This window comes from Aeromonas sp. ASNIH1, from assembly GCF_002934285.1.
Taxonomy (GTDB): domain Bacteria; phylum Pseudomonadota; class Gammaproteobacteria; order Enterobacterales; family Aeromonadaceae; genus Aeromonas; species Aeromonas caviae.
Window position 1 is genome coordinate 1,918,624 of sequence record NZ_CP026228.1, and the last position, 22,268, is coordinate 1,940,891.

20 protein-coding genes are annotated in these 22,268 nt (G+C 60.1%); 11 read left to right on the top strand and 9 right to left on the bottom strand.

The window, feature by feature from the left end; translation table 11 throughout:
- Window positions 1-3 precede the first annotated feature (3 nt).
- The 4 genes from recD (at window position 4) to C2U37_RS24610 (ending at window position 4,752) form a co-directional block, all read left to right on the top strand.
- Complete coding sequence (gene recD / locus C2U37_RS09280) at window positions 4-2,073, top strand: exodeoxyribonuclease V subunit alpha (RefSeq protein ID WP_104452163.1); 2,070 nt, start codon at window positions 4-6, stop codon at window positions 2,071-2,073.
- Window positions 2,074-2,114: 41 nt separating this feature from the next.
- Window positions 2,115-2,876, top strand: a complete 762-nt coding sequence (locus tag C2U37_RS24605) for a hypothetical protein (RefSeq protein WP_158656240.1) — start codon at window positions 2,115-2,117, stop codon at window positions 2,874-2,876.
- A gap of 45 nt (window positions 2,877-2,921) precedes the next feature.
- Window positions 2,922-3,902: an IS5-like element IS5 family transposase gene (locus C2U37_RS09290; RefSeq protein WP_026141915.1), complete on the top strand. Its 981-nt coding sequence runs from the start codon at window positions 2,922-2,924 to the stop codon at window positions 3,900-3,902.
- Window positions 3,903-4,125: 223 nt separating this feature from the next.
- Window positions 4,126-4,752, top strand: coding sequence for a hypothetical protein (locus C2U37_RS24610; protein ID WP_158656241.1), 627 nt, complete (start codon window positions 4,126-4,128; stop codon window positions 4,750-4,752).
- 481 nt (window positions 4,753-5,233) lie between these two features.
- Here C2U37_RS24610 and C2U37_RS09295 read toward each other — a convergent pair whose 3' ends face one another.
- Both C2U37_RS09295 and glnK read right to left on the bottom strand, forming a co-directional pair.
- Complete coding sequence (locus C2U37_RS09295; protein WP_104452164.1) at window positions 5,234-6,475, bottom strand: ammonium transporter; 1,242 nt, start codon at window positions 6,473-6,475, stop codon at window positions 5,234-5,236.
- A 25-nt stretch (window positions 6,476-6,500) separates the two neighbouring features.
- Entirely contained in the window at window positions 6,501-6,839 is a 339-nt protein-coding gene (gene glnK, locus C2U37_RS09300; protein WP_010675904.1) for a P-II family nitrogen regulator, read from the bottom strand.
- Between the two features lie 386 nt (window positions 6,840-7,225).
- Between glnK and C2U37_RS09305 the strand changes: the two genes are divergently transcribed.
- Together C2U37_RS09305 and C2U37_RS09310 are read left to right on the top strand one after the other, a co-directional pair.
- Complete coding sequence (locus C2U37_RS09305; RefSeq protein ID WP_039040121.1) at window positions 7,226-8,227, top strand: sensor domain-containing diguanylate cyclase; 1,002 nt, start codon at window positions 7,226-7,228, stop codon at window positions 8,225-8,227.
- 130 nt (window positions 8,228-8,357) lie between these two features.
- Entirely contained in the window at window positions 8,358-8,771 is a 414-nt protein-coding gene (locus C2U37_RS09310) for a hypothetical protein (protein WP_010675902.1), read from the top strand.
- A gap of 62 nt (window positions 8,772-8,833) precedes the next feature.
- Here the strand turns inward: C2U37_RS09310 and C2U37_RS09315 are convergent, their stop codons facing one another.
- Both C2U37_RS09315 and C2U37_RS09320 read right to left on the bottom strand, forming a co-directional pair.
- A complete protein-coding gene (locus C2U37_RS09315; RefSeq protein WP_104452165.1) occupies window positions 8,834-10,828 on the bottom strand; it encodes a methyl-accepting chemotaxis protein in 1,995 nt (664 codons plus the stop codon).
- 404 nt (window positions 10,829-11,232) lie between these two features.
- Window positions 11,233-11,589 (bottom strand): hypothetical protein, encoded by a 357-nt coding sequence (locus tag C2U37_RS09320; RefSeq protein WP_010675900.1) that lies wholly within the window; start codon window positions 11,587-11,589, stop codon window positions 11,233-11,235.
- Between the two features lie 199 nt (window positions 11,590-11,788).
- Here C2U37_RS09320 and C2U37_RS09325 point away from each other — a divergent pair, with 199 nt between their 5' ends.
- Together C2U37_RS09325 and C2U37_RS09330 are read left to right on the top strand one after the other, a co-directional pair.
- The gene (locus tag C2U37_RS09325) at window positions 11,789-12,511 is read left to right on the top strand and encodes a response regulator (RefSeq protein ID WP_010675899.1); all 723 of its coding nucleotides are present in this window, start codon (window positions 11,789-11,791) and stop codon (window positions 12,509-12,511) included.
- Window positions 12,512-12,518: 7 nt separating this feature from the next.
- The gene (locus C2U37_RS09330) at window positions 12,519-13,904 is read left to right on the top strand and encodes an ATP-binding protein (protein WP_104452166.1); all 1,386 of its coding nucleotides are present in this window, start codon (window positions 12,519-12,521) and stop codon (window positions 13,902-13,904) included.
- Between the two features lie 176 nt (window positions 13,905-14,080).
- On the opposite strand, the gene cspE is transcribed toward C2U37_RS09330, so the two are convergent.
- From cspE to yjbD, 3 genes are all read right to left on the bottom strand, one after another.
- Window positions 14,081-14,293 (bottom strand): transcription antiterminator/RNA stability regulator CspE, encoded by a 213-nt coding sequence (gene cspE, locus C2U37_RS09335; RefSeq protein ID WP_042078672.1) that lies wholly within the window; start codon window positions 14,291-14,293, stop codon window positions 14,081-14,083.
- 351 nt (window positions 14,294-14,644) lie between these two features.
- A complete protein-coding gene (locus C2U37_RS09340) occupies window positions 14,645-15,685 on the bottom strand; it encodes an IS481-like element ISAs19 family transposase (protein WP_104452167.1) in 1,041 nt (346 codons plus the stop codon).
- A gap of 205 nt (window positions 15,686-15,890) precedes the next feature.
- A complete protein-coding gene (gene yjbD / locus C2U37_RS09345) occupies window positions 15,891-16,175 on the bottom strand; it encodes a DUF3811 domain-containing protein (RefSeq protein ID WP_104452168.1) in 285 nt (94 codons plus the stop codon).
- A gap of 293 nt (window positions 16,176-16,468) precedes the next feature.
- On the opposite strand from yjbD, the gene C2U37_RS25245 reads away from it, so the two are divergent.
- Window positions 16,469-16,594, top strand: coding sequence for a hypothetical protein (locus tag C2U37_RS25245; RefSeq protein WP_257520123.1), 126 nt, complete (start codon window positions 16,469-16,471; stop codon window positions 16,592-16,594).
- Between the two features lie 46 nt (window positions 16,595-16,640).
- Here the strand turns inward: C2U37_RS25245 and C2U37_RS09355 are convergent, their stop codons facing one another.
- A complete protein-coding gene (locus C2U37_RS09355) occupies window positions 16,641-17,411 on the bottom strand; it encodes a substrate-binding periplasmic protein (protein ID WP_104452169.1) in 771 nt (256 codons plus the stop codon).
- 161 nt (window positions 17,412-17,572) lie between these two features.
- Window positions 17,573-18,142, bottom strand: coding sequence for a single-stranded DNA-binding protein (locus C2U37_RS09360; RefSeq protein ID WP_104452170.1), 570 nt, complete (start codon window positions 18,140-18,142; stop codon window positions 17,573-17,575).
- Window positions 18,143-18,659: 517 nt separating this feature from the next.
- Between C2U37_RS09360 and C2U37_RS09365 the strand changes: the two genes are divergently transcribed.
- Window positions 18,660-19,298 carry a LuxR C-terminal-related transcriptional regulator gene (locus C2U37_RS09365; RefSeq protein WP_010674213.1) on the top strand — a complete coding sequence of 213 codons (639 nt, stop codon included), beginning with the start codon at window positions 18,660-18,662 and terminating at the stop codon, window positions 19,296-19,298.
- Between the two features lie 92 nt (window positions 19,299-19,390).
- The gene (gene uvrA / locus C2U37_RS09370; protein ID WP_104452171.1) at window positions 19,391-22,219 is read left to right on the top strand and encodes an excinuclease ABC subunit UvrA; all 2,829 of its coding nucleotides are present in this window, start codon (window positions 19,391-19,393) and stop codon (window positions 22,217-22,219) included.
- Window positions 22,220-22,268 lie beyond the last annotated feature (49 nt).

A 22,268-nucleotide genomic window follows, 5' to 3' on the forward strand; every position in this document is an offset into this window, starting at 1 on the left:
GAGATGAAGGGCGAAACCATGATAGAGCGGCTGAAAGCCTTGGCGCTGGCGGGGCGCATCCGCCAGCTTGACCTGCAATTTGCCAGGCTGGTGGCCGACCTTGGCGGCTGCCCCGAGCTGGTGCTGGGGGCCGCGCTCGCCTGCCATGAGCTGGGGCGCGGCCACGTCTGCCTGCCGCTGGCGATGCTCGCTCAGGGCGGTGACGGGCAGGGATCCTCGCGTCCCTTCGGGCTGGATCCGGATCAGAGCCGGGATCTGCTGGCGGATCTCGCGGATCCTGCAAGCTGGCCCGCCCTCTTTGCGGCCAGCCCCCTGGTGGGGAGCGAACAGGAGGAGGGGGAGACCCCCCGCTGGCCCCTGCGGCTCTGGGGGGATCGCCTCTACCTCACCCGCTACCACGACTTTGAGCTGGGGGTGGCCCGCCACCTTAGCGCCTTGAGTGAACGGGCCGAATGGCCGGAGATTGCCCCGGCCCTGTCACGCCTCTTTGCCCGCGACTACGGCCTGGTGTTCGGGGCCCTGCTCAAGGCCCGCCTCGCGCCGGATTTCTCCGTCCGCCACTTTGTGGAGAAGTACCTGGATCTGGTCTTCCCCCATGAGGTGGAGTGGCCCGCCGTGGAGACCCTGCTAAAAAGCGCCCAGGCGGCCAGCGAGCTGGAGCGGCTGGATACCCTGGTACCCGAGGCGCTCTGCTGCAACGGCCAGAAGCTGGCGGCGGCCACGGCGGCGGCGCGCCCCTTCGCGGTCATCTCCGGCGGCCCCGGCACCGGCAAGACCACCACGGTGGCCAAGCTCCTCGCCATCCTGGTGGAGACCGGCCTGCAAGGGGGCAAGGCCCCGGCGATCCGGCTGGTGGCCCCCACCGGCAAGGCGGCGGCGCGTCTGACCGAGAGTATCGGCTCTGCCCTGCAGGCCCTGGATCTGCCCCCCGAGTGGGTGGAGGCCATCCCCACCGAGGCGGGCACCCTGCACCGGCTGCTCGGGGTGATCCCCGGGCGCAGCCAGTTCCGCCATCACAGAGGCAACCCGCTGCACCTGGACTTGCTGGTGGTGGACGAGGCCTCCATGGTGGACCTGCCGATGATGGCGCGCCTGCTGGATGCACTGCCGAGCCATGCCCGCCTCATCCTGCTCGGCGACAAGGATCAGCTCGCCTCGGTGGAGGCGGGGGCCGTGCTCGGGGATATCTGCAGCTTTATCGAACAGGGCATCAGCCCCGCGCAGGCACACTGGCTCTCCCGCCAGACCGGCTATCGCCTGCAAGGCACGCCATCAGGGGCCAGCGTGCGCGACAGCCTCTGTTTGCTCTCCAAGAGCTGGCGCTTCGATCAGCATTCGGGCATCGGCCAGTTGGCGCGGGCCTGCAACAGCGGCGACGGGGCGGCGGTGGAGGCGGTCTGGGGCGCAGGATTTGGCGACATCCGCCTGCACCCCTGGGCGGGGGAGGCCTACAACGCCCTGATTGCCGAGGGGGTGGCCGGTTATGGCAGCTACCTCAAGGCGGCCCGGGCCGGCGAGGACCCGGCGGCGGTGTTCAAGGCGTTCAACGGCTTCCAGATCCTCTGCGCCCTGCGGGACGGCCCCTTCGGGGTGACGGGGCTCAACGAGCGGCTCGAACTGGCCCTCGCCAAGGCGGGGCTGATCCAGCGTGACGGCGACTGGTATGCGGGCCGCCCGGTGATGGTGGTGCGCAACGACCACGGGGTCGGCCTCTACAACGGCGACATGGGGCTCTGCCTGCCCGATGACACCGGCCGTCTCAAGGTGTGGTTCGAGCAGCCGGACGGCACCCTGCGGGCCCTGCTGCCCAGCCGTCTGCCGCCCCACGAGACGGTCTACGCCATGACCATCCACAAATCCCAGGGCTCGGAGTTTGCCCATACCGTGCTGGTGCTGCCCGACAGCCCCAGCCCGCTCCTGACCCGTGAGCTGGTCTACACCGGCATCACCCGCGCCAAGGCCCGCCTCGATCTCTACGGCGATCGCGCCCTGCTGGCCCAGGCCGTGCGGAAAAAGACCGAGCGTTATTCGGGGTTGGCACAGAGGTTGGGGGAGATTGATGGGGGGCTGTAGAAGTTATTTTTCTATTTTAATTGTGCTCTAATGGGGGGGATATGATTTTCAGTGATCGTGAGATAAAAATATCTGAATCTTTAACTGAGGAAAAATGGGCAGAGGTAATAGCAGCAGTCTCAGGGAGAGACGATTTAACATTGAAGATAGAAGGTGTTGATGTTTTTTTGAAAGAGATGTCGATTCCTGTGGAAATAAGTGGGATTTCCATCGCCAATGCAGTTTTTAAAAATAAAATTAAAATAAGTGGATTGAGTAACGGACGATTCTTATCGGTTAAAAACTCTAGGTCATCATTTCTTTCAGGGGTGAGGATAGAAAATGTATCATGTAACTCGTTTGAATTTTCTGATTCAGAAAACATGATTGAATCTGATGATGAAATGAATCTCATTGTGACTTTTACATCATGTGGGTTTGATAACTTCATATACTCTTCTTTTTTCCTCCCATCTTTTAACAAAGTGCTTTTTTCTGACAAAGTAAAAATAGAGTCAATGTCAGATCACAATGACAACTCATTACATTTTATTGAGTGCATATTTTCTGATGGACTTTCTTGTGAGCTCGTGAATTTCAAGAACAAGAATTTATTTATAGAGAATTCAAAAACTATTAAAAGTAATGAAAAAGAAAAAATATCAGTCACTTTTTCATGTCGAGGCGGTGATCTGAATAATTTTGAGATTAAACACTCCGTTCTTACTGGGGCGTACTTTAAACTATTTAAAACAAACTTCTGTGATATCGCAATAGATCATTGTGTCATTGAGGAACTAGGGAAGGTGCGAACAAGTCCCTGATATGAGATCATGTTTGTCATCTGGAGCCATGAAAAAGGGTTCATCATGAGTCATCAGCTCACCTTCGCCGACAGTGAATTCAGCAGTAAGCGCCGTCAGACCAGAAAAGAGATTTTCTTGTCCCGCATGGAGCAGATTCTGCCATGGCAAAACATGGTGGAAGTCATCGAGCCGTTTTATCCCAAGGCTGGTAATGGCCGGCGACCTTATCCGCTGGAAACCATGCTACGCATTCACTGCATGCAGCATTGGTACAACCTGAGCGATGGCGCGATGGAAGATGCTCTGTACGAAATCGCCTCCATGCGTCTGTTTGCCCGGTTATCCCTGGATAGCGCCTTGCCGGACCGCACCACCATCATGAATTTCCGCCACCTGCTGGAGCAGCATCAACTGGCCCGCCAATTGTTCAAGACCATCAATCGCTGGCTGGCCGAAGCAGGCGTCATGATGACTCAAGGCACCTTGGTCGATGCCACCATCATTGAGGCACCCAGCTCGACCAAGAACAAAGAGCAGCAACGCGATCCGCAGATGCATCAGACCAAGAAAGGCAATCAGTGGCACTTTGGCATGAAGGCCCACATTGGTGTCGATGCCAAGAGTGGCCTGACCCACAGCCTAGTCACCACCGCGGCCAACGAGCATGACCTCAATCAGCTGGGTAATCTGCTGCATGGAGAGGAGCAATTTGTCTCAGCCGATGCCGGCTACCAAGGGGCGCCACAGCGCGAGGAGCTGGCCGAGGTGGATGTGGACTGGCTGATCGCCGAGCGCCCCGGCAAGGTAAGAACCTTGAAACAGCATCCACGCAAGAACAAAACGGCCATCAACATCGAATACATGAAAGCCAGCATCCGGGCCAAGGTGGAGCACCCGTTTCGCATCATCAAGCGACAGTTCGGCTTCGTGAAAGCCAGATACAAGGGGTTGCTGAAAAACGATAACCAACTGGCGATGTTATTCACGCTGGCCAACCTGTTTCGGGCGGACCAAATGATACGTCAGTGGGAGAGATCTCACTAAAAACTGGGAATAACGCCTTAAATGGCGAAGAAACGGTCTAAATAGGCTGATTCAAGGCATTTACGGGAGAAAAGATCGGCTCAAACTGAAAAAATGAAATGACTGAGTCAGCCGAGAAGAATTTCCCCGCTTATTCGCACCTTCCCTAGACCTACATACAGTAAATGATGGTAAGGATAGAACGGAAATTTATAATCTGTATATAACAAATTCCAATGTGGGAATGTTATTGTTGAATAATAGAGATATTATTCATCCTTTATCTTTTGTTGGTAGCACATTTAAAAGTCCGCCACATTTTTTTGGCGCTAAAATAACAAGTGGTAGTCGCTTTCCAAATCGGGAGAGTTTTATAAGCAGAAATGGAAAGCGTGATGCTGCATGCTATAGGGTATTACGATCTCATATGGAGGCGCAGAGAGACAGAACTCTTGAGGGCATGTTTTTTTCTTTGGAACAGGAAAGTTTATGTAATGAAGAGAATGGAATAGAACATTACATAAGTAAAATGTATCATGTTTTCTCAAACTATGGCACAGACTATATAAAACCATTGTTATTATTGTTAGTTTTTGCTTTTATATTTACTTTTATTTATGGGTTATATATGTCTGAATCTATAGGGCTATCTAATCCAATAGACTGGGACCTTCTTAAATCATCATTCATATATTCATTGAAGCAAATACTTCAGCCATTTTCATCTTTAAAAGATATGACTCCATTAGGTGATGGGAAGGGGGAACTGTCGCTAGTAATTATTCTGGTTTCAATTTTACAGAGTTTTATCAGTCTAGTGTGCATTGCTCTATCAGGCTTAGCTATTCGATGGCGGTTTAAAAGAGATTAATGTTAAATCTCGTATGTTGGGTTGTGTAGGCTAAGCACCAACCTACCAATTGTGTAGGTTGTGGCTTAGCGTAGCGAAGCCCAACGTTTACCGCGAACTCTCTTTATTCCTGCCCCTTATCCCCAGCCCTTCTCCTCTTTTTTAATAAACGGGAGACGGGGGAAATCACGTCGTCCGATTACGCTTCGCTAATCGAACCTACGTGGCTGCCACCTCGATGATTTGATCCGTCCAGACAGGGGCTGCTTGGTTGCTCCTCCCCCTGCCAAGGGGGAGGCGGGGAGGGGGTCATGGCTCCATCCATCAATCGGCACGGCACATCCCGACCCTCCCCTTGCAAAGGGGAGGGGGCAAAGCAGAGGGTTCACCGGTTGCGTGGCAGAGTGGTATCACTCGAACTGCTCTCCTGCCTTCAGGGGCGCCGAGCCGCCAAAAAAACGGGGCCCGGGGTGTCCCCCGGGCCCCACATCCGATGGCCGTGTCAGATGCTGGATTTGACGCTGACGAACTCGGGGTAGGCATCGATGCCGCACTCGTGGACATCCACACCCATCATCTCTTCCTCTTCGCTGACCCGCAGGCCCATGGTGGCCTTGAGCAGGCTCCAGACCACGAGGGAGACGACAAAGACCCAGCCGAAGATGGTGGCAGCACCCAGCAACTGGGCACCGAAGGTGGCGCTCGTGTTGGAGAAGGGCACCACCATCAGGCCGAACAGGCCGCAGACGCCGTGTACCGAGATGGCACCGACCGGATCATCGATCTTCAGGCGATCGAAGGCGACGATGGCGTAGACCACCAGGGCACCGGCCAGGGCGCCGATCAGGCTGGTGAACAGCGGGCTGGGGGAGGCCGGGTCGGCGGTGATGGCGACCAGACCGCCGAGGGCGCCGTTGAGGATCATGGTGAGATCCGCCTTGCCCCAGGTGAGCTTGCTGACCAGCAGGGCGCCGACCACACCGGCGGCCGCGGCGGCGTTGGTGTTGACGAACACGGTGCCGATGGCGGTGGCGTCAGCGGCGCTGGAGAGCGCCAGTTGGGAGCCACCGTTGAAGCCGAACCAGCCCATCCAGAGGATCAGGGTGCCCAGGGTCGCGAGCGGCAGGTTGGAGCCGGGGATGGGGTAGATCTCCCCTTGCTTGCCATATTTGCCGCGACGGGGGCCGAGCAGCAGCACGGCGGCCAGGGCAGCGGCGGCGCCCGCCATGTGGACGATGCCGGAGCCTGCGAAGTCGGAGAAGCCCGCCTCTTTCAGGAAGCCGCCACCCCAGCTCCAGTAGCCTTCCACGGGGTAGATGAAGCCGGTCATCACCACGCAGAACAGCAGGAAGGACCAGAGCTTCATCCGCTCTGCCACCGCACCTGAAATGATGGAGGTGGCGGTGGCGACGAACACCACCTGGAAGAAGAAGTCGGAGTGCAGGGAGTGGCCCGCGTCGTCCGCCTGGCTGCCCATCAGGCTGCCAAAGCTCGGCAGCCAGCCGCCGGCGCTGTTGTCCACGTACATGATGTTGTAGCCGACCAGCAGGAACATGATGCAGGCGATGGCATAGAGCAGGATGTTCTTGGTCAGGATCTCGGTGGTGTTCTTGGCGCGGACCAGGCCGGCTTCGAGCATGGCGAACCCGGCGGCCATCCACATGACCAGCACGCCGGAGATCAGCAGGTAGAAGGTGTCGAGTGCATAGCGCAGCTCGCTGACGGATGTGATCAACTCTTCCATGTCGTATTCCTCAGTTCCAGTCGTATCAAAGGGCGTCTGCGTCGGTCTCGCCGGTGCGGATGCGCACGGCGGCCTGCAGGTCATAAACGAAGATCTTGCCGTCACCTATCTTGCCGGTGTGGGCGGCCTTGCTGATGGCTTCGATGATCTGCTCGACGTTGTCGGCCAGGGTGGCGATCTCCAGCTTTACCTTGGGCAGGAAATCCACCTGGTATTCGGCACCCCGGTACAGCTCGGTGTGCCCCTTCTGGCGGCCAAACCCCTTGACCTCGGAAACCGTCAGCCCCTCGACGCCGAGGTTGGCGATGGCTTCGCGCACGTCGTCGAGTTTGAACGGCTTGATGATGGCGGTGATTAATTTCATGCAATATCCCCAATCCTTGTGGTTCACCCAGATAAAGGCAAATATTGCGCCAGAAAAGTATTTTTCTTTTTATTCATGCACTTACTTATTAATCGCAGCCCTGGTCAGCGAGGCTTGCCCAATATGGGCAGGGCTGCGCCAAAGGTGTGCACCGCCGTGGTGCAATCTGGCCGGCAGAAGAACGGAAGGGAGCGTGACGGCGCGCAAAACTCGAAAGTGTGCGGGCTGCTACTGTTGTTCAACAAGAGGGCTACTTGGCCGATAACCCGTCATGACGGGGTGTCGAGGCCAGTCGCCCCCTTGAAGGCTCGACCGGCAGGCCCGGTTTTCCCGCCAGGTCAACAAGCGGATCCGTGGCGCCGAGTAGCAGAACAAGGAAGGTTTTCATGCTGCATGACAATGAGATGACAAGGCTACCGGCCCTCGACGAGGCCGTGATGAGCGGCATGCTGGAGGTCGTGAGCGACGGTCTCTGGGACTGGAATGCCAACACCGGCTATGTCCATCGCTATCCCGGCTGGTATCAGATGCTGGGGTATGAGCCCCACTCCCTCGACAACACCGTCTTCACCTGGGAGAACCTGATCCACCCGGACGATCTGGCGCAGGTCATGGAGAGCTTCGATGCCTGCCTGAGCGGGCGGGCGGCGGACTACCGGGCCGAATACCGCTGCCGTTGCCGTAACGGTGACTACCTCTGGGTGGCGGATTGCGGCCGCATCGTCGCACGCAACCCGGACGGCAGTGTCGCCAGGATGGTGGGGGCACACCGCAACATCCACGCCCAGCGGGAACTCTACGCCCGGCTGGAGCTGCAAAACCGCACCCTGGAGCAGCAGGTGGCGCAGCGTACCGCCGAACTGGAGCGGCTCAACCAGGCATTGCAGTTCCAGGTAGAGGAGAACCGCCGCCTGGCGGAGACGGATTCCCTGACCGGCGCGGCCAGCCGCTATCGGCTGGAGCAGGCGGTGCGGCTGGAGCATGAGCGCGCCAAGCGCTTCAAGGAGCCCTTTGCCGTGATCGCCATGGACGTGGACGACTTCAAGCAGATCAATGATCGCCATGGCCACGGGGTGGGGGACCAGACCCTGATCGATATCGTGCAGCTGACCCGGGGCTGCATACGCGAGATCGATCTGCTGGCCCGCTGGGGGGGTGACGAGTTCATGCTGGTGCTTCCCAATACCCGGTTGCCCGACGCCCGGGTGGTGGCCGAGAAGCTGAGGCAGCGCCTGAGCCATGCCAGGGTCAAGGGGATCGAGCCCGTGACCTTGAGTTTCGGGTTGGTGGAGTCCGACCCCGACGAGCAGGTGTCCCACCTGATGGCACGGGTCGACAGGGCGCTCTACCGGGCCAAGCTGGCGGGCAAGGACCAGCTCAGCGGCTGACAAGGGCACTGGTCGGAGCCGCTACGGGGCTTTTCCCCCCCGAATACGGCTTGACCAAGGGATTTTCTTGACTCCAATTCATCCCGCTGGTTTCATGCGCGCTCTTTTCATTCTTGCGAGATGTATCTTCATGAAAAAGTCCTTGCTGATTGCCCTGACCGCCCTGCCTCTGGTTGCCCACGCCGGCCTGATGGATTCCCTGACCGACACCGTGACCAGCAGCGTCACCAGCACCGCCAAAGAGATGGCGGGCAACGCCATGGACACCGCTTCCAACGAAGCGATCAAGAAGGCCCTGGACATCAAGGAAGGCGGCTCCAACAAGCAGGCCATCAAGGACAAGCTGGGCGCCCCGGCCAGCACCAAGACCGACGCCGGTCTGGAAGTGTGGACCTATGACCTGGACGCACTGAACAAGGCCTCCCCGCTGCTGGCCGAGACCACCAAGTCCCTGCTGAAAGACTCCGAAGTGGCCCAGAAGAACGTGGTCATCAAGTTCGAAGGCGAGACCGTGAAGACCCTGAACCTGGCCAACAAGGCCTGAGTCCTGGCAAAGTGAATGAAAAAGGGGCCCGCGGGCCCCTTTTTGCTGCCTGGTGTTCAGGCTCACACCTTGAAGCGGTGCACCAGGGCCAGCAACTGGCGGTTGGACCCCAGCAGGGTGGCGGCGCTCTGCTCCGTGTTGCCGCCGTTCTCCACCAGGAGGTTCAGCATGTCGCGAATGCTCACCATGTTGCGGTTGATCTCCTCGGTTACCCGGCTCTGCTCCTCGGCAGCGGTGGCGATCTGGCTGCTGAGATCGTGGATCTGCACCACGGCGTCGGCCATGGTGTCGAGGCCGCCGGTGACCTGCCCCGTGGTGTCGGCCGCCGCCTGGCAACTGCGCTTGGTCTGCTCCATGGCGACCACGGCCTCGGCGACCCCCTGGGTGAGCCGTGACAACATGCTGCCCACTTCGGCGGTGCTGTTCTGGGTGCGTGCCGCGAGGGCACGCACCTCGTCGGCCACCACCGCGAAGCCCCGGCCCTGTTCACCGGCCCGGGCCGCCTCGATGGCGGCGTTGAGCGCCAGCAGGTTGGTCTGGGCGGCGATGCCGCCGATCACCCCGAGCACGCTGTCGATCTGCTGGGCATCTTCCTGCATCTCCAGCACCTTGGCGGCGGCGAGATCCACCTCGTCGATGAGGGCCACCACGCTGGCGGAGGCTGACCCCACCACCTTGCGGGAGCTGGCCGCCTGACCGTTGGCGGCCTCGGTGAAGCTGGCGGAGTCGTTGGCGTGGCGGGCAACGCTGTCGGCGGTGGAGCTGAGTTCGTTGAGGGCGGTGACGACCTGATCGGTTTCGCTGGCATGTTCCCCCAGGATCCGCCTGGCCTGCCCGGTCTGCTGATCGAGCTGGGCCAGCTCGCGGGTGATGAGGTCGGTGGCGGCGGTCACCTGCACCATCATCTGTTGCAGGAAGGCGATGAAGCGGTTGACCGACAGGGCGATGTTGTCCAGCTCGTCATGCCCTTTGACCTGGATGCGGGCGGTCAGATCGGCGTCGCCGGCGCTGAGGGCGTCGATGTTGAGCTTGAGGGTCTGCAGGCGGCTGCCAAGCTGGCTGATGGCCAGCACCATGAGCACGAACAGCAGCCCCGCCAGGGGGAGCTGGATGCTCGCCAGGGTGGCGAGCACATCCCGGCTGTCCTGGGTCAGGGTGCGGGTCGGCAGGGCGGCGGCCAGCAACCAGGGGGTCCCTTCGATGGCCTCCATCAGCAGGGTCTGTTCCTCACCCTGATCCTGGAAGGTGGTGCGAAGCTGCCCCTTGCTCGCATCCTGGCCCAGCAAGCCGCTGATGGCGAGGGCGAAGGGATAGTCGGCGTGGGCGGAGAGGTTGCCGAGCACCACATCCCCGGTCAGACGGGCGTTGCGGCTGAGGATCTTGCCGTCAGCCTCGATGATCATCACCTGACCGCCGATCTCCTGCTCTTTCTTGGCCACCAGGTCGTTGAAGAAGCCCAGGGTGACGTCTATGGTCGACACCCCGTAGAGGGCGCCATCCTGGTAGATCCCCATGGCGCAGTTGGTTCTCGGCTGCTGGCTCGCGCCATCCTTGTAGGCGGCGGCCCAGGCACAGACGCCACGGGGCGCCTGCTGACCGGCCTTGTGCCAGGGCTGATCGAAATAGTTGGGCGCCTCTGCCGAGTTCCAGTAGGTGTTGGGAATGAGGGCGTTGGACGCATCCCTGTGGAAGAAGGTGCTGAACTTGGCGCGTCCCGCCTCCCGTTTGTCCGGCAGGGGCCAGATGCCGCCACCGAAGACCATGCCGTTGCCGTACTGGTCGATGAGGGCCGGGAGCTGGGCATCTATCTGCTCGCTCGGCAGTTGTGCCACCAGCTGGGTGATGCTGCGCGACTGGGTCTGCACCCCGTTGAGCTGGTCACGGATGTCGGTCGCTATCTCGCCGACTCGCAGCGCCACGTTCTCCTCCCCCGCTTTTTGCAGGGCGGGGGTGATCCAGATCTGGATGCCGATCACCGTCAGGGCGCACACCAGCGCCATGAAGCCCAGAAAAACGGCGGTATAGCGCCCCTTGATTGTGCCCAGATTCCATCCCATAACGACTCCTGTCCACTGTGTCCGGGATCGTGCCCGCATCTGTTGTGTGAGGGACCATTATGATTTATTTCGAAAGTGAAACGTTTGTTATCGCTCACATAACATGATGCGGCCAGGCAGGAAAAGGTGAAAAACTGGGGGGGGGGAGACAAAAAAAGGGTGGCTTGCGCCACCCTGTCGTTTTCGTCGGTGTCGGGGCTGGGCCCCGCCGGCGGGTCTGCTTCGGCAAACCGCTTCATTACGTCGCCTTACTGGTTTGCTTCTGCGAACAGCTTGATCATCTCGACTTACTGGTCTGCTTCGGCAAACGGCTTCATCACTTCGACTTACTGGTTTGCTTCTGCGAACTGCTTGATCATCTCGACTTACTGGTCTGCTTCGGCAAACCGCTTCATTACTTCGCTTTACTGGTTTGCTTCTGCGAACTGCTTCATCACTTCGGCATGCTTGATCATGCCGTCGGCACGCAGACCAAGGTTCTTCACGAACTCCGCCTTCTTGGCCGGATCTTCAATCTTGTCGTAGCGCTGTTGCAGATGGGCCTGGATCTGTTCCGGAGTCATGTTCTTCATGCGGGCCATCTTGTCGTGGCGGCCGCCATGATGCTTGCCGCCCATCATGCCGGTACCGTCCATGGGGCAACCGGTCGCCGTGGCCTGGGTCGGTTGCGCGGTGGAGACCGCCTCGCTGGCGGCATAGGCGCCCAGCGGCAGGCCGAGGATCAGGGTGGCGGTCAGCAGGGTCTTGGTCAGCTTTTTCATGGGTAACTCCTGTCGGATGTGTACGGGTATAGGCTCTTTCGCCTTGGTATCCAGTAAACACCGTGGAAGTGTCTGAAATTTGCCAGTAGAGGCCTATTTTGTAGCAGAGTGTGGCACAGGGGCATGCTGGCACACTTTGACACAACCCGCCCGGTTGATTTTCGTATAATCGCCCCAGCCCGATAACGGAGAGATGATGATGAACCAAGGCAGCCCTCATATTCTGGTGGTCGATGACCACAGCGAGATCCGCGATCTGCTCAAGCGCTTTCTGGAGCAGCATGGCATGCGCGTCAGTTGCGCCCGCGATGGCAAGGAGATGAAGCGGCTGCTGGATGAGCGGGAGTTCGATCTACTGGTGCTGGATCTGATGATGCCGGGGGAGGATGGCCTCACCCTGTGCCGCGAGCTCAGGGTCAAATCCCGCCTGCCGATCATCATGCTGACCGCCATGGGGGAGGAGACGGACCGCATCATCGGCCTGGAGATGGGGGCGGACGACTACCTCTCCAAGCCGTTCAACCCTCGGGAGCTGCTGGCCCGCATCAAGGCGGTGATGCGCCGCACTCAGGCGGAGAGCCTGCCCGTGCCGGAGACCCTGACCCGGGATCTGCGCTTCGATCGCTGGCTGCTCGACGTCAATCGCCGCGAGCTGGTGGACGAGGAGGGGGTGGGGATGAGCCTCTCCACCGCCGAGTTCGATCTGCTCAAGGTGTTTCTGGAGCGGCCCCAGCGGGTGCTGAGCCGGGATCAGTTGCTGGATCTGGCCCGTGGCCGGGAGGCGGTGGCCTTCGATCGCGCCATCGATACCCTGGTGAGCCGACTGCGGCGCAAGCTGGAGCGGGATCCCAAGAATCCCGAGCTCATCAAGACCATCTGGGGTGGCGGTTACCTGTTCGCCGCCGACGTGACCCAGGAGTGAGGCCGACATGATCAAGCGCGTCTTCGCCAGGCTGCTGCCCAAGGGGTTGACCGGCCAGATAGTGCTGGTGGCCCTGGCGGGGCTGGTACTGATCCAGTTGCTCAGTATCCAGATCTACCGCTCGGACAGGGAGGAGGCCCTCGGTTACGTCAACAGCCGCAACGCCATGCAGCGGATCATCTCCGTGGTGCGCCTGCTCTCCCTCTCTCCTCCTTCCCTCTATCACGAGATCCTCAAGGCGAGCCGCAGCGAGACCCTGCTGCTGCGTCTGGCCGACGAGCCGTTGCAGCCGGACAACCGCAGCCCCCGCTTCGAGAAGCTGGTGCGGGCCAAGCTCGGCTATCCATCCTCCCTGGCGGTGGAGATCAGCGCCGAGCTGAAGCAGGACATCCAGCGCAGCCGGGCCTGGCAGCACCACAACCGCATGATGAAGGATCGCAACGGCATGCCGCCGCCCCAGGACATGCGGCTCTACGGCTCCATCGAACTGCCCAACGGCGGCTGGCTCCAGTTCAGCTCCCTGGTGGACAAGGAGACGGCGAGCTGGTCCTGGCAGACTACCCTCAACCTGCTGCTGGTGGCGAGCCTGGTGATCGGCCTGATGATCTGGCTGTTCCGCCGGGCGACCCGTCCCCTCAAGCAACTGGCCGCCAACGCCGACAGGCTGGGGCGTGGTGAGGACATCGAGCCCCTGCGCGAGGAGGGGCCCACCGAGATCCGCGAGTCCATCCAGGCCTTCAACCGGATGCACACCCGGCTCGATCGCTTCGTGCAGGACAGAACCCGGATGCTGGCCGCCATCTCCCACGACCTGCGCACCCCCATCACCAGCCTGCGGCTGCGCAGCGAGTTTCTGGCGGACGGGGAAGACAAGGACCGCTTCCAGCAGACCCTGCAGCAGATGGAGCAGATGCTGGCGGCGACCCTGAGCTTTGCCCGGGAGGAGGGGCAGCAGGAGGCGACCCGGGAGCTGGATCTGGTCAGCCTGCTGGAGAGCCTGTGTGACGACTATGCCGACATGGGCCAGCCCGTCACCTGCCTGGCCGAGGGCAAGCAGGTTTACGCCTGCCGGGCCAACACCCTGCGCCGGGTACTGCAAAACCTCATCGGCAACGCCATCAAGTACGCAGGGGGGGCCGAGGTTTCGCTGGTGCGCGGTGACGGCGAGTTGCTGATCCTGGTTCGCGATCAGGGACCGGGGATTGCGGAGAGCCAGCTGGAGGAGGTGTTCAAGCCCTTCGTGCGCCTGGATGAAGCCCGCAACACCGAGTCTGGCAGCGTGGGACTGGGGCTCGCCATCGCCCGCACCCTGGTGCACCAGCACGGCGGTGAGCTCAACCTTCACAATCGCGAGGAGGGGGGGCTGGAGGCACGGATCAGCCTGCCACTGTAAGGAACCTGACCAGGAAATGGGGCACCACCAGGGTGCCCTTTTTGCTGCCCGTGGCGCTAGGGAAGCAGGGCAACAGGTCGGCCACCCGGAAACGGGCAACAAAAAACCCGCCGAAGCGGGTTTTTTCAATTCTTGCTGAGGCGCTGCCGATAAACGGAAGGCGGCTCGGGCGTGAATTACAGGCCAGTAACGTTGGCAGCAGCCGGGCCTTTCTGGCCTTGCTCGATGGTGAACTCAACGCGCTGACCTTCTTCCAGGGTTTTGAAACCGTTGGACTGGATGGCGGAGAAGTGAACGAACACGTCTTTGCTGCCGTCAGCCGGGGAGATGAAACCGAAGCCTTTCTCGGCGTTGAAGAACTTTACGGTACCAGTCATTTTGTTGGACATGATAATTTCCTTGAATAGTGATTAGTGAAACGCCATTAGGGTGGCAATCCATGATTTTTCGTCAGAAATACGTATGGGGAGCACTAAAGAAGGAGAATTATCTGGCAAGAATTATCGGGGATAACTGCCTGCACAAATCACTGCTTTAAGATGACTGCCTAACATAATCAGGTCTGAACTACCGAACCATCGAAAACGATTAGAACACGCACATCCCGTCATGGCAATCTTTATCTTGGTATTCATTTCTGACGGTGATGGCTGGATCGGCGTTTTATCCGGATGTGCGTCTGCTGCCAGGTTGTACAGATCTAGTTATCACCTGACACCGGCCTCAAACCGGTGTCTTGTTTACGCTACTTTAGTGCGCACTTCCTTCGGTATCAATTTCAGACCCTTCTTGAACATGCTGTAGGGGGTCTGACCCTCCATCATCCTGCCCTGATGTGGCCGCTGGGTGTTGTAGTGTCCCAGGTAGCTATCCAGGTCTGTCTGCATCTGCTCCACTGATTCATACCAGGTCGTCCTCCCCTTGATACGGAAGTGTTCATCCAGCAGGGTGCGATGTAGCCGCTCGATAAAGCCGTTGCTCTGCGGCCTGCGTACCTTGGTGGTCCGGTGCTCAATCCCCTCCAGTTGCAGGAACAGCTCGTAGGGGTGATGGTCAGGGCGCCCGCAGAACTCGCGCCCGTTGTCCGACAGGATGGTATAGACCCGCGCCTCGTGAGCCTCGAAGAACGGCAGGACCGTTTCGTTGAGCACATGGACCGAGGTCACCGGCAGCTTGCTGGTGTAGAGCCGTCCCCAGGCGTGGCGGCTGTAGCAGTCCAGTACGGTTTGCAGATACACCTTGCCCACCCCCTTGAGTGCGCCGACGAAGAAGGTGTCGACCGCCACCAGTTCCCCGGTGTAGTGAACCTCAATTTGGCGTTCGCGAAACTCGGGGCTGAAGCGCTCGAGCAGGCGGATCTGCTCGTCATTGAGCTCAATCGTCTGTTCCCTGTGGGTTTTCTCGAGGCGCAACAAGCGGTCATGCTTGGAGAGCAAGTCGTGACGTTGCCACACGCCACGCACACCGCCCGCACTGACGTTGATGCCTTGCAGAGCCAGTTCTTGCGCGACCCGCAGCGGGCCATGGGTTGGTCTGGTGAGAGAGTAATCGAGGATGGCCTGTTCAATCTCGGGAGCGACCCGGTTGGGATGAGCGCCTTTACAGCCGGGGAGTTTGTCGAGCAAGCCCTCGGCGCCATAGGTCTGATAGTTACGGCGAATTTCGTAGAACTGCTGACGGCTGTAGCCGATGAGCTTGCAGGCTTTGCTGACGTTATTGAGCTCTTTGGCGAGCTCTAGCAGGCTGAGTTTACGACGTGCTACTTTCTCGTTGGTGGTCATACGGTGACTCCGGATAACACGGTAGGGGTACCGTTTTGTTATCCGGTTTGAAGCCGTATGACCACTCCCTTTTGTGGGCAACTGTCAGGTGAATACCATCTCCATACAGCCAGGTGCCTCCTGCTGCCCTTTGCAGGGGAATGACATCACGCTCTGCCAGCCGCTTTTTTTTCAGCAGAGTCTTCTGCGTGCATTCATGCTGCCGTTACCGTCTGCCACGGTATTTGTTGCTGACGGAATCGGACCAGTTGAAGGTGTCGGGCAGTACTTGGGCACTGGCTCGCTCCTTGGCTTTCTCCCGCGCCAGTGTGGAAGCCGCCTTGGCGGCCTGGGCGCGATCGGCGGCGATCTTCTGGCGTCCTGCCTCGCGGATCTTGTTGCGCTCCCCGTTGGTCAGGGTGTGATCGGCATTGGCCTGGGCCTTTTGCACCAGCAGGGCAATCTCGGCTTTCTCGGCCTCGGTCAGATCCTTCATTTCCAGCTTCTTCATGACGCGCTCCTGCGATCGTTGAATGCCCACCCTAACACACATCCATCGGAGACAGGCTGACCATCCGTCCCCGGATGCCAAAAGTGTCGCCAGGTCGTCATTTCCTGGGGGAGCACGCTACGGGAACGCCTGGCTGACAGGCGCTGCCGATAGGCTGGATCCCGGCGGAAGATTGGGAGTATGCTGAGGCCAGTGCGATCCCCGATCGTCACTGTTGGCGTACTGAAATCCACGATTCGGCTGACATGCTGGAACACCCGTTCCAACTGTCCAGGTAACCTTTTTGGAGTCTGATGATGAGCAACAAAGAACAGCATCACGGCAAAGATGCCAAGAAAAAACCGCAGATGTCACTGAAAGAGAAACGCGAAGCCAAACGGCAGAAAGCAGAGCTGAAAAACGGCAGCGCGATGAAGTAACGCTCCATCCACTGCGGCTCCCCGGAGCCGGTATCAAGCCAGTCCATCATGGGCTGGCTTTTTTGTCTCCGGCAGTAGAGGTGGTGCCATAGGCGGCAAAAATTCGCTCATAGCGCCCGTCCGCCTTCATCTTGGAGAGCTGTCTGTCGAACCATTGCCGGTGGCCCGCCTCGCGAAAGGCGAAGTGGTAGTGAGTCGGGGGGAAGAGGTCGTGCTGTCTGACCTTGTCCTTGGGATAGCGGTCGCCCTCCTGGTCATCCCCGAGCAACTGCGCCAGATAGTAGTAGAACACCCGTTGTTCCAGGATCACGGCATCGGTGCGCCCGAGCAGGAGCCGCTGTACCTGTCCCTCCTGCCTCGCCACCTCTTCATAACGGGGATTCTGGTCGACGATGTCGGAGAAGGTCGTTCCCAGGATCTGCCGTGCACGCTGGAAGGCACTGACTCGCAGGGTCTGCAAATCCTTCATGGTGTGGACTGCCGTCGGCGCCAGGGTAAAGACCCGGTTGTGGAAGGTGATCACCGGCTGTGAGAGGTAGGCACTTTCCAGCATGCCGGGTTTGACGTTGATGATGGCGTCCAGCTTACCTTCCTCCAGCATCCTGAAGGTGCGCTCCAGGGGAAGATAGACGACCTGCAGCTCATGGGGGCTGCCTGCGAAGGCCTCTCGCATGAGATCGAGTTCGATGCCCCTGTCTTCGTGGCTGATGACATAGGGAGGAATGGCAAAGCTGACTCCCACCCGCAGCGGCTCCGCAGCAAGGTGGCTGCCGAACATCAGCAGGGCGAGGCACAGCAGACGACTCAAGTAGTTCATGCAGGTTCCCGAAGGGAGAAATCGTCTCGATGATAGCCACAAGCCTGGACGAAGAGGACGTAAAGCGCGGGAAAGTGGCAGCAACATGGTCGTCGGGGGAGGTGAATGCGTCAGAAACAGGTAAAAAAAGGCCCTGATGAATCAGGGCCTGCCGCAGGGGATCAGAACGGAATATCGTCGTCGAAATCCATCGGCGGTTCGTTGTAGACCGGCGGGGCGGATTGCGGCTGCTGGGCCGGACGGCCGTAACCGCCTTGCGGTTGCATGTTCTGCTGCGGGGCAGCAGGACGTTGCATGTTCTGTTGCGGTGCAGACTGTTGCGGCTGGCCCCAGTTGCCCTGGGATGACTGGCCGCCCATGCCCTGGCCACCGCCCTGCGGACGGCCACCCAGCATCTGCATCACACCGGTGAAGCTGTCGACCAGCACCTCGGTGGTGTAGCGCTCCTGGCCGCTCTGATCCTGCCATTTGCGGGTCTGGAGCTTGCCTTCCACATAGACCTGGGAGCCCTTCTTCAGGTACTCGCCGGCCACTTCGGCCAGCTTGCCCATGAAGACGACACGGTGCCATTCGGTGCGCTCTTTCTGCTCACCGGTCTGCTTGTCGCGCCAGGTATCGGAGGTGGCCAGGGTGATGTTAGTCACGGCACCGCCGCTCGGCATGTAGCGCACTTCCGGGTCTTGCCCCAGGTTACCGATCAGAATGACTTTGTTGATGCCTCGACTGGCCATAATCTCTCTTCCACCCTTATGTATACCGGCCAGGCCAGATGCCTGGGCCCATTCAATAATGCGTTTGTTTGCAACGAGATGCGCGCCCTGGCTGGGTGTCATCTCTCTTCAGTGTCCTGGCTGCGCCGGAGCTTGCCGGCAGAGGCGTCATGGATCGGCCGCAGCGTTTGGCCGCCATAGTACCAGTTGGCGGGCATGAGCGCACATCTTCCCTGCCACTGTGGCGTCAATGGATCGCCACAGCCTGAGTAACTTACCCGAGGTAAGGTGTCACCAGCAAGGGGAGGCGGCTGGGGCAGGCTGCGTGAAGAGGGCGGAGCTGTTATGGTGCGCACCGGCACTACTTGACCCCCCAAATGGGGGGGGCGTGCTAGCCAATTGTATTGGCTGGAAAATTGCTGGGCTTCAAAGGAGCCACCGATGCGTCTAATACTTTTTTAATGCTGCAGCCAGGAGGGGGATTGGTACTCTTCCTTGCCAAAAAGCCCCGACTCGAATGTGCAAGGAAGTTCTCTTGATGACGCCCGACTCCCTCCTGGTGCTGATCACCGAAAATAACGCACAAGCCTCCCGTTTCCAGCGTCACCTCAGTGAAGAGCTTGGTCTGCCCATCTTGCTGGTGGGGGAGCTGAATGACCTGCCAGACGTTGCAGAGGGCGCCCCCAAAACCTTGCTGCTGATCGATCTGGACTACCTCAAGTCGACCCAGCAGGAGCTGTGGAGCAATGCCATCTGCCAGCGCTTTGGCGAGGCCAGTGCCGTGTTGCTCAATGCCCCGACCAGCACCAACAAAGAGCTGCTGCTGATGTGGCCCCATACCAGCGGGCTCTTCTTTCGTCAGGACACGCTGGACAGGTTGGTCTTCGGCATCCGCAAGGTGTTGCAGGGGGAGTACTGGATCCCGCGCCACCTGCTGTGCGACCTGGTGGACTACTACCGCAAGGGGAGCGGGCAACCTCAGCGTCAGCAGACGCTGCTGACCGCCCGCGAGCAGGAGATCGTGCGTCACCTGATGACGGGGGCCTCCAACACCGAGATCGCCGACAGCCTGTTCGTGAGCGAACACACCGTCAAATCCCATCTCTACAACGTCTTCAAGAAGCTGAACGTCAAGAACCGGTTGCAGGCGGTGAGCTGGGCCAAGGAGTATCTCTGAGGAAGGGGCACGGAAGGAAAGACTGTCTATTCATCCAGTAGTCTCTATGCCATACTGGCCCGCTCTGGTTCCCGTATCGAGCGCGCAACAAGATGGAAAAAATCGTGATCCGGGGTGCCCGCACCCACAACCTCAAGAACATCAACCTGATCCTGCCACGTGACAAGCTGATCGTGGTGACCGGCCTGTCCGGTTCGGGCAAATCCTCCCTGGCGTTCGATACCCTCTATGCCGAGGGGCAGCGCCGCTATGTGGAATCGCTTTCCGCCTATGCCCGCCAGTTCCTCTCCCTGATGGAGAAGCCGGACGTGGACCACATCGAGGGGCTGTCGCCTGCCATCTCCATCGAGCAGAAGTCCACCTCCCACAACCCGCGCTCGACCGTCGGCACCATCACCGAGATTTACGACTACCTGCGGCTGCTGTTCGCCCGGGTCGGCGAGCCACGCTGCCCGACCCACGCCATTCCGCTCGCGGCCCAGACCATCAGCCAGATGGTGGATCAGGTGCTGGCCCAGCCCGAAGGCGCCAAGCTGATGCTGCTGGCCCCCGTGGTGCGCAACCGCAAGGGGGAGCACACCAAGCTGCTGGAGAACCTGGCGGCCCAGGGTTACATCCGCGCCCGCATCGACGGCGAGGTGTGCGATCTGTCGGATCCTCCCGCGCTGGAGCTGCACAAGAAGCACACCATCGAGGTGGTGGTGGATCGCTTCAAGGTGCGCGATGACCTGGCCCTGCGCCTGGCCGAATCGTTCGAAACGGCGCTGACTCTCTCCGGCGGCATCGTGCTGGTGGTGCCGATGGACGGGGAGGATGGGGTTGCCCCCATGACCTTCTCCGCCAACTTCGCCTGCCCCGAGTGCGGTTACTCCATGTCGGAGCTGGAGCCCCGGATCTTCTCCTTCAACAACCCGGCGGGGGCCTGCCCCACCTGTGATGGTCTCGGGGTGCAGCAGTATTTCGATCCCGCCAAGCTCATCCATGATCCAGGCCAGAGCCTGGCCGGCGGCGCCATCCGTGGTTGGGACAAGCGCAGCTTCTACTACTTCCAGATGCTCAAATCCCTGGCCGATCACTACAAGTTCGACCTGGATAGCCCCTGGGAGGATCTGCCGCTCAAGACCCAGGAGGTGATCCTGCGCGGCTCCGGGCGCACCGAGATCGAGTTCCGCTACATGAATGACCGCGGCGACGTGGTGGTGCGCAAGCACCCGTTCGAGGGGATTTTGCACAACATGGAGCGCCGTTACCGGGAGACCGAATCCAACGCGGTGCGGGAAGAGCTGGCCAAATACATTGCCAACAAGTCCTGTACCAGTTGCGGTGGCAGCCGACTGCGGGAAGAAGCCCGCCACGTTTTCGTGGACAATCGCAACCTGCCCGCCATCGCCGAGCAGTCCATCGGCGATGCCCTGGCCTTCTTCGAAGGGTTGAACCTGTCCGGTCAGCGTGCCCAGATAGCGGACAAGATCCTCAAGGAGATCGTCGAGCGGCTCGGCTTCCTGGTGAACGTCGGCCTCAACTATCTGAGCCTGTCGCGCAGTGCAGAGACCCTCTCCGGTGGCGAGGCGCAGCGGATCCGGCTGGCCAGCCAGATCGGGGCTGGCCTGGTGGGGGTCATGTACGTACTGGACGAGCCCTCCATCGGTCTGCATCAGCGGGACAACGAGCGGCTGCTCAAGACCCTGACCCACCTGCGTGATCTCGGCAACACCGTGATCGTGGTGGAGCACGATGAGGATGCCATTCGCCTCGCCGACCATGTGCTCGACATCGGCCCGGGGGCTGGCGTGCACGGCGGGGCCATCGTCGCCCAGGGGACGCCGGAGGAGATCATTGCGAACCCCGAATCCCTGACCGGTGACTACCTCTCCGGGCGCAAGCAGATCGCCATCCCGGCCGAGCGCACCCCGCTCACCGGCAAGTGGCTGAAATTGAAAGGGGCTAGCGGCAACAACCTGCGCAACGTCAACCTGGATCTGCCCATCGGAGTGATGACCTGCGTCACCGGCGTCTCCGGTTCCGGCAAGTCGACCCTGATCAACGACACCCTGTTCCGCATCGCCCACCGCGAGCTGAACAAGGCCACCGAGTCCACCCCGGCTCCCTATCGCAGCGTCGAGGGGCTGGAGCATCTGGACAAGGTGGTGGATATCGACCAGAGCCCCATCGGCCGCACCCCGCGCTCCAACCCGGCCACCTACACCGGCCTGTTCACCCCGATCCGCGAGCTGCTCTCCGGCACCCAGGAGGCGCGTTCCCGTGGCTACCAGCCGGGCCGCTTCTCCTTCAACGTGAAGGGGGGACGCTGCGAGGCGTGCCAGGGGGACGGGGTCATCAAGGTGGAGATGCACTTCCTGCCGGACGTCTACGTGCCGTGCGACGTCTGCAAGGGCAAGCGCTACAACCGCGAGACCCTGGAGGTGAAGTACAAGGGCAAGAACATCCACGAAATCCTCGAGATGACGGTGGAAGATGCCCGTGCCTTCTTCGATCCGGTGCCGGCGGTGGCGCGCAAGCTGCAGACCCTGATGGACGTGGGCCTCTCCTACATCCGGCTCGGTCAGTCCGCCACCACGCTCTCTGGCGGCGAGGCGCAGCGGGTCAAGCTGGCGCGGGAGCTCTCCAAGCGGGACACCGGCCAGACCCTCTACATCCTGGACGAACCGACAACGGGGCTGCACTTCCACGATATCCAGCAGTTGCTCAAGGTACTGCACCAGCTGCGGGATCGGGGCAACACCATCGTCATCATCGAGCACAATCTGGACGTCATCAAAACCGCGGACTGGATCGTTGATCTGGGCCCGGAAGGGGGCGCTGGTGGTGGCCGTATTCTGGTGACGGGTACGCCTGAGGAGATGAGCCGTTGCAAGGAGTCCCACACGGCGCGCTTCCTCGCTCCTCTACTGGAGAAATAAGCGTCACTCGAGAAAAAGGGGCCAAGGCCCCTTTTTTGTTGGCCGATGG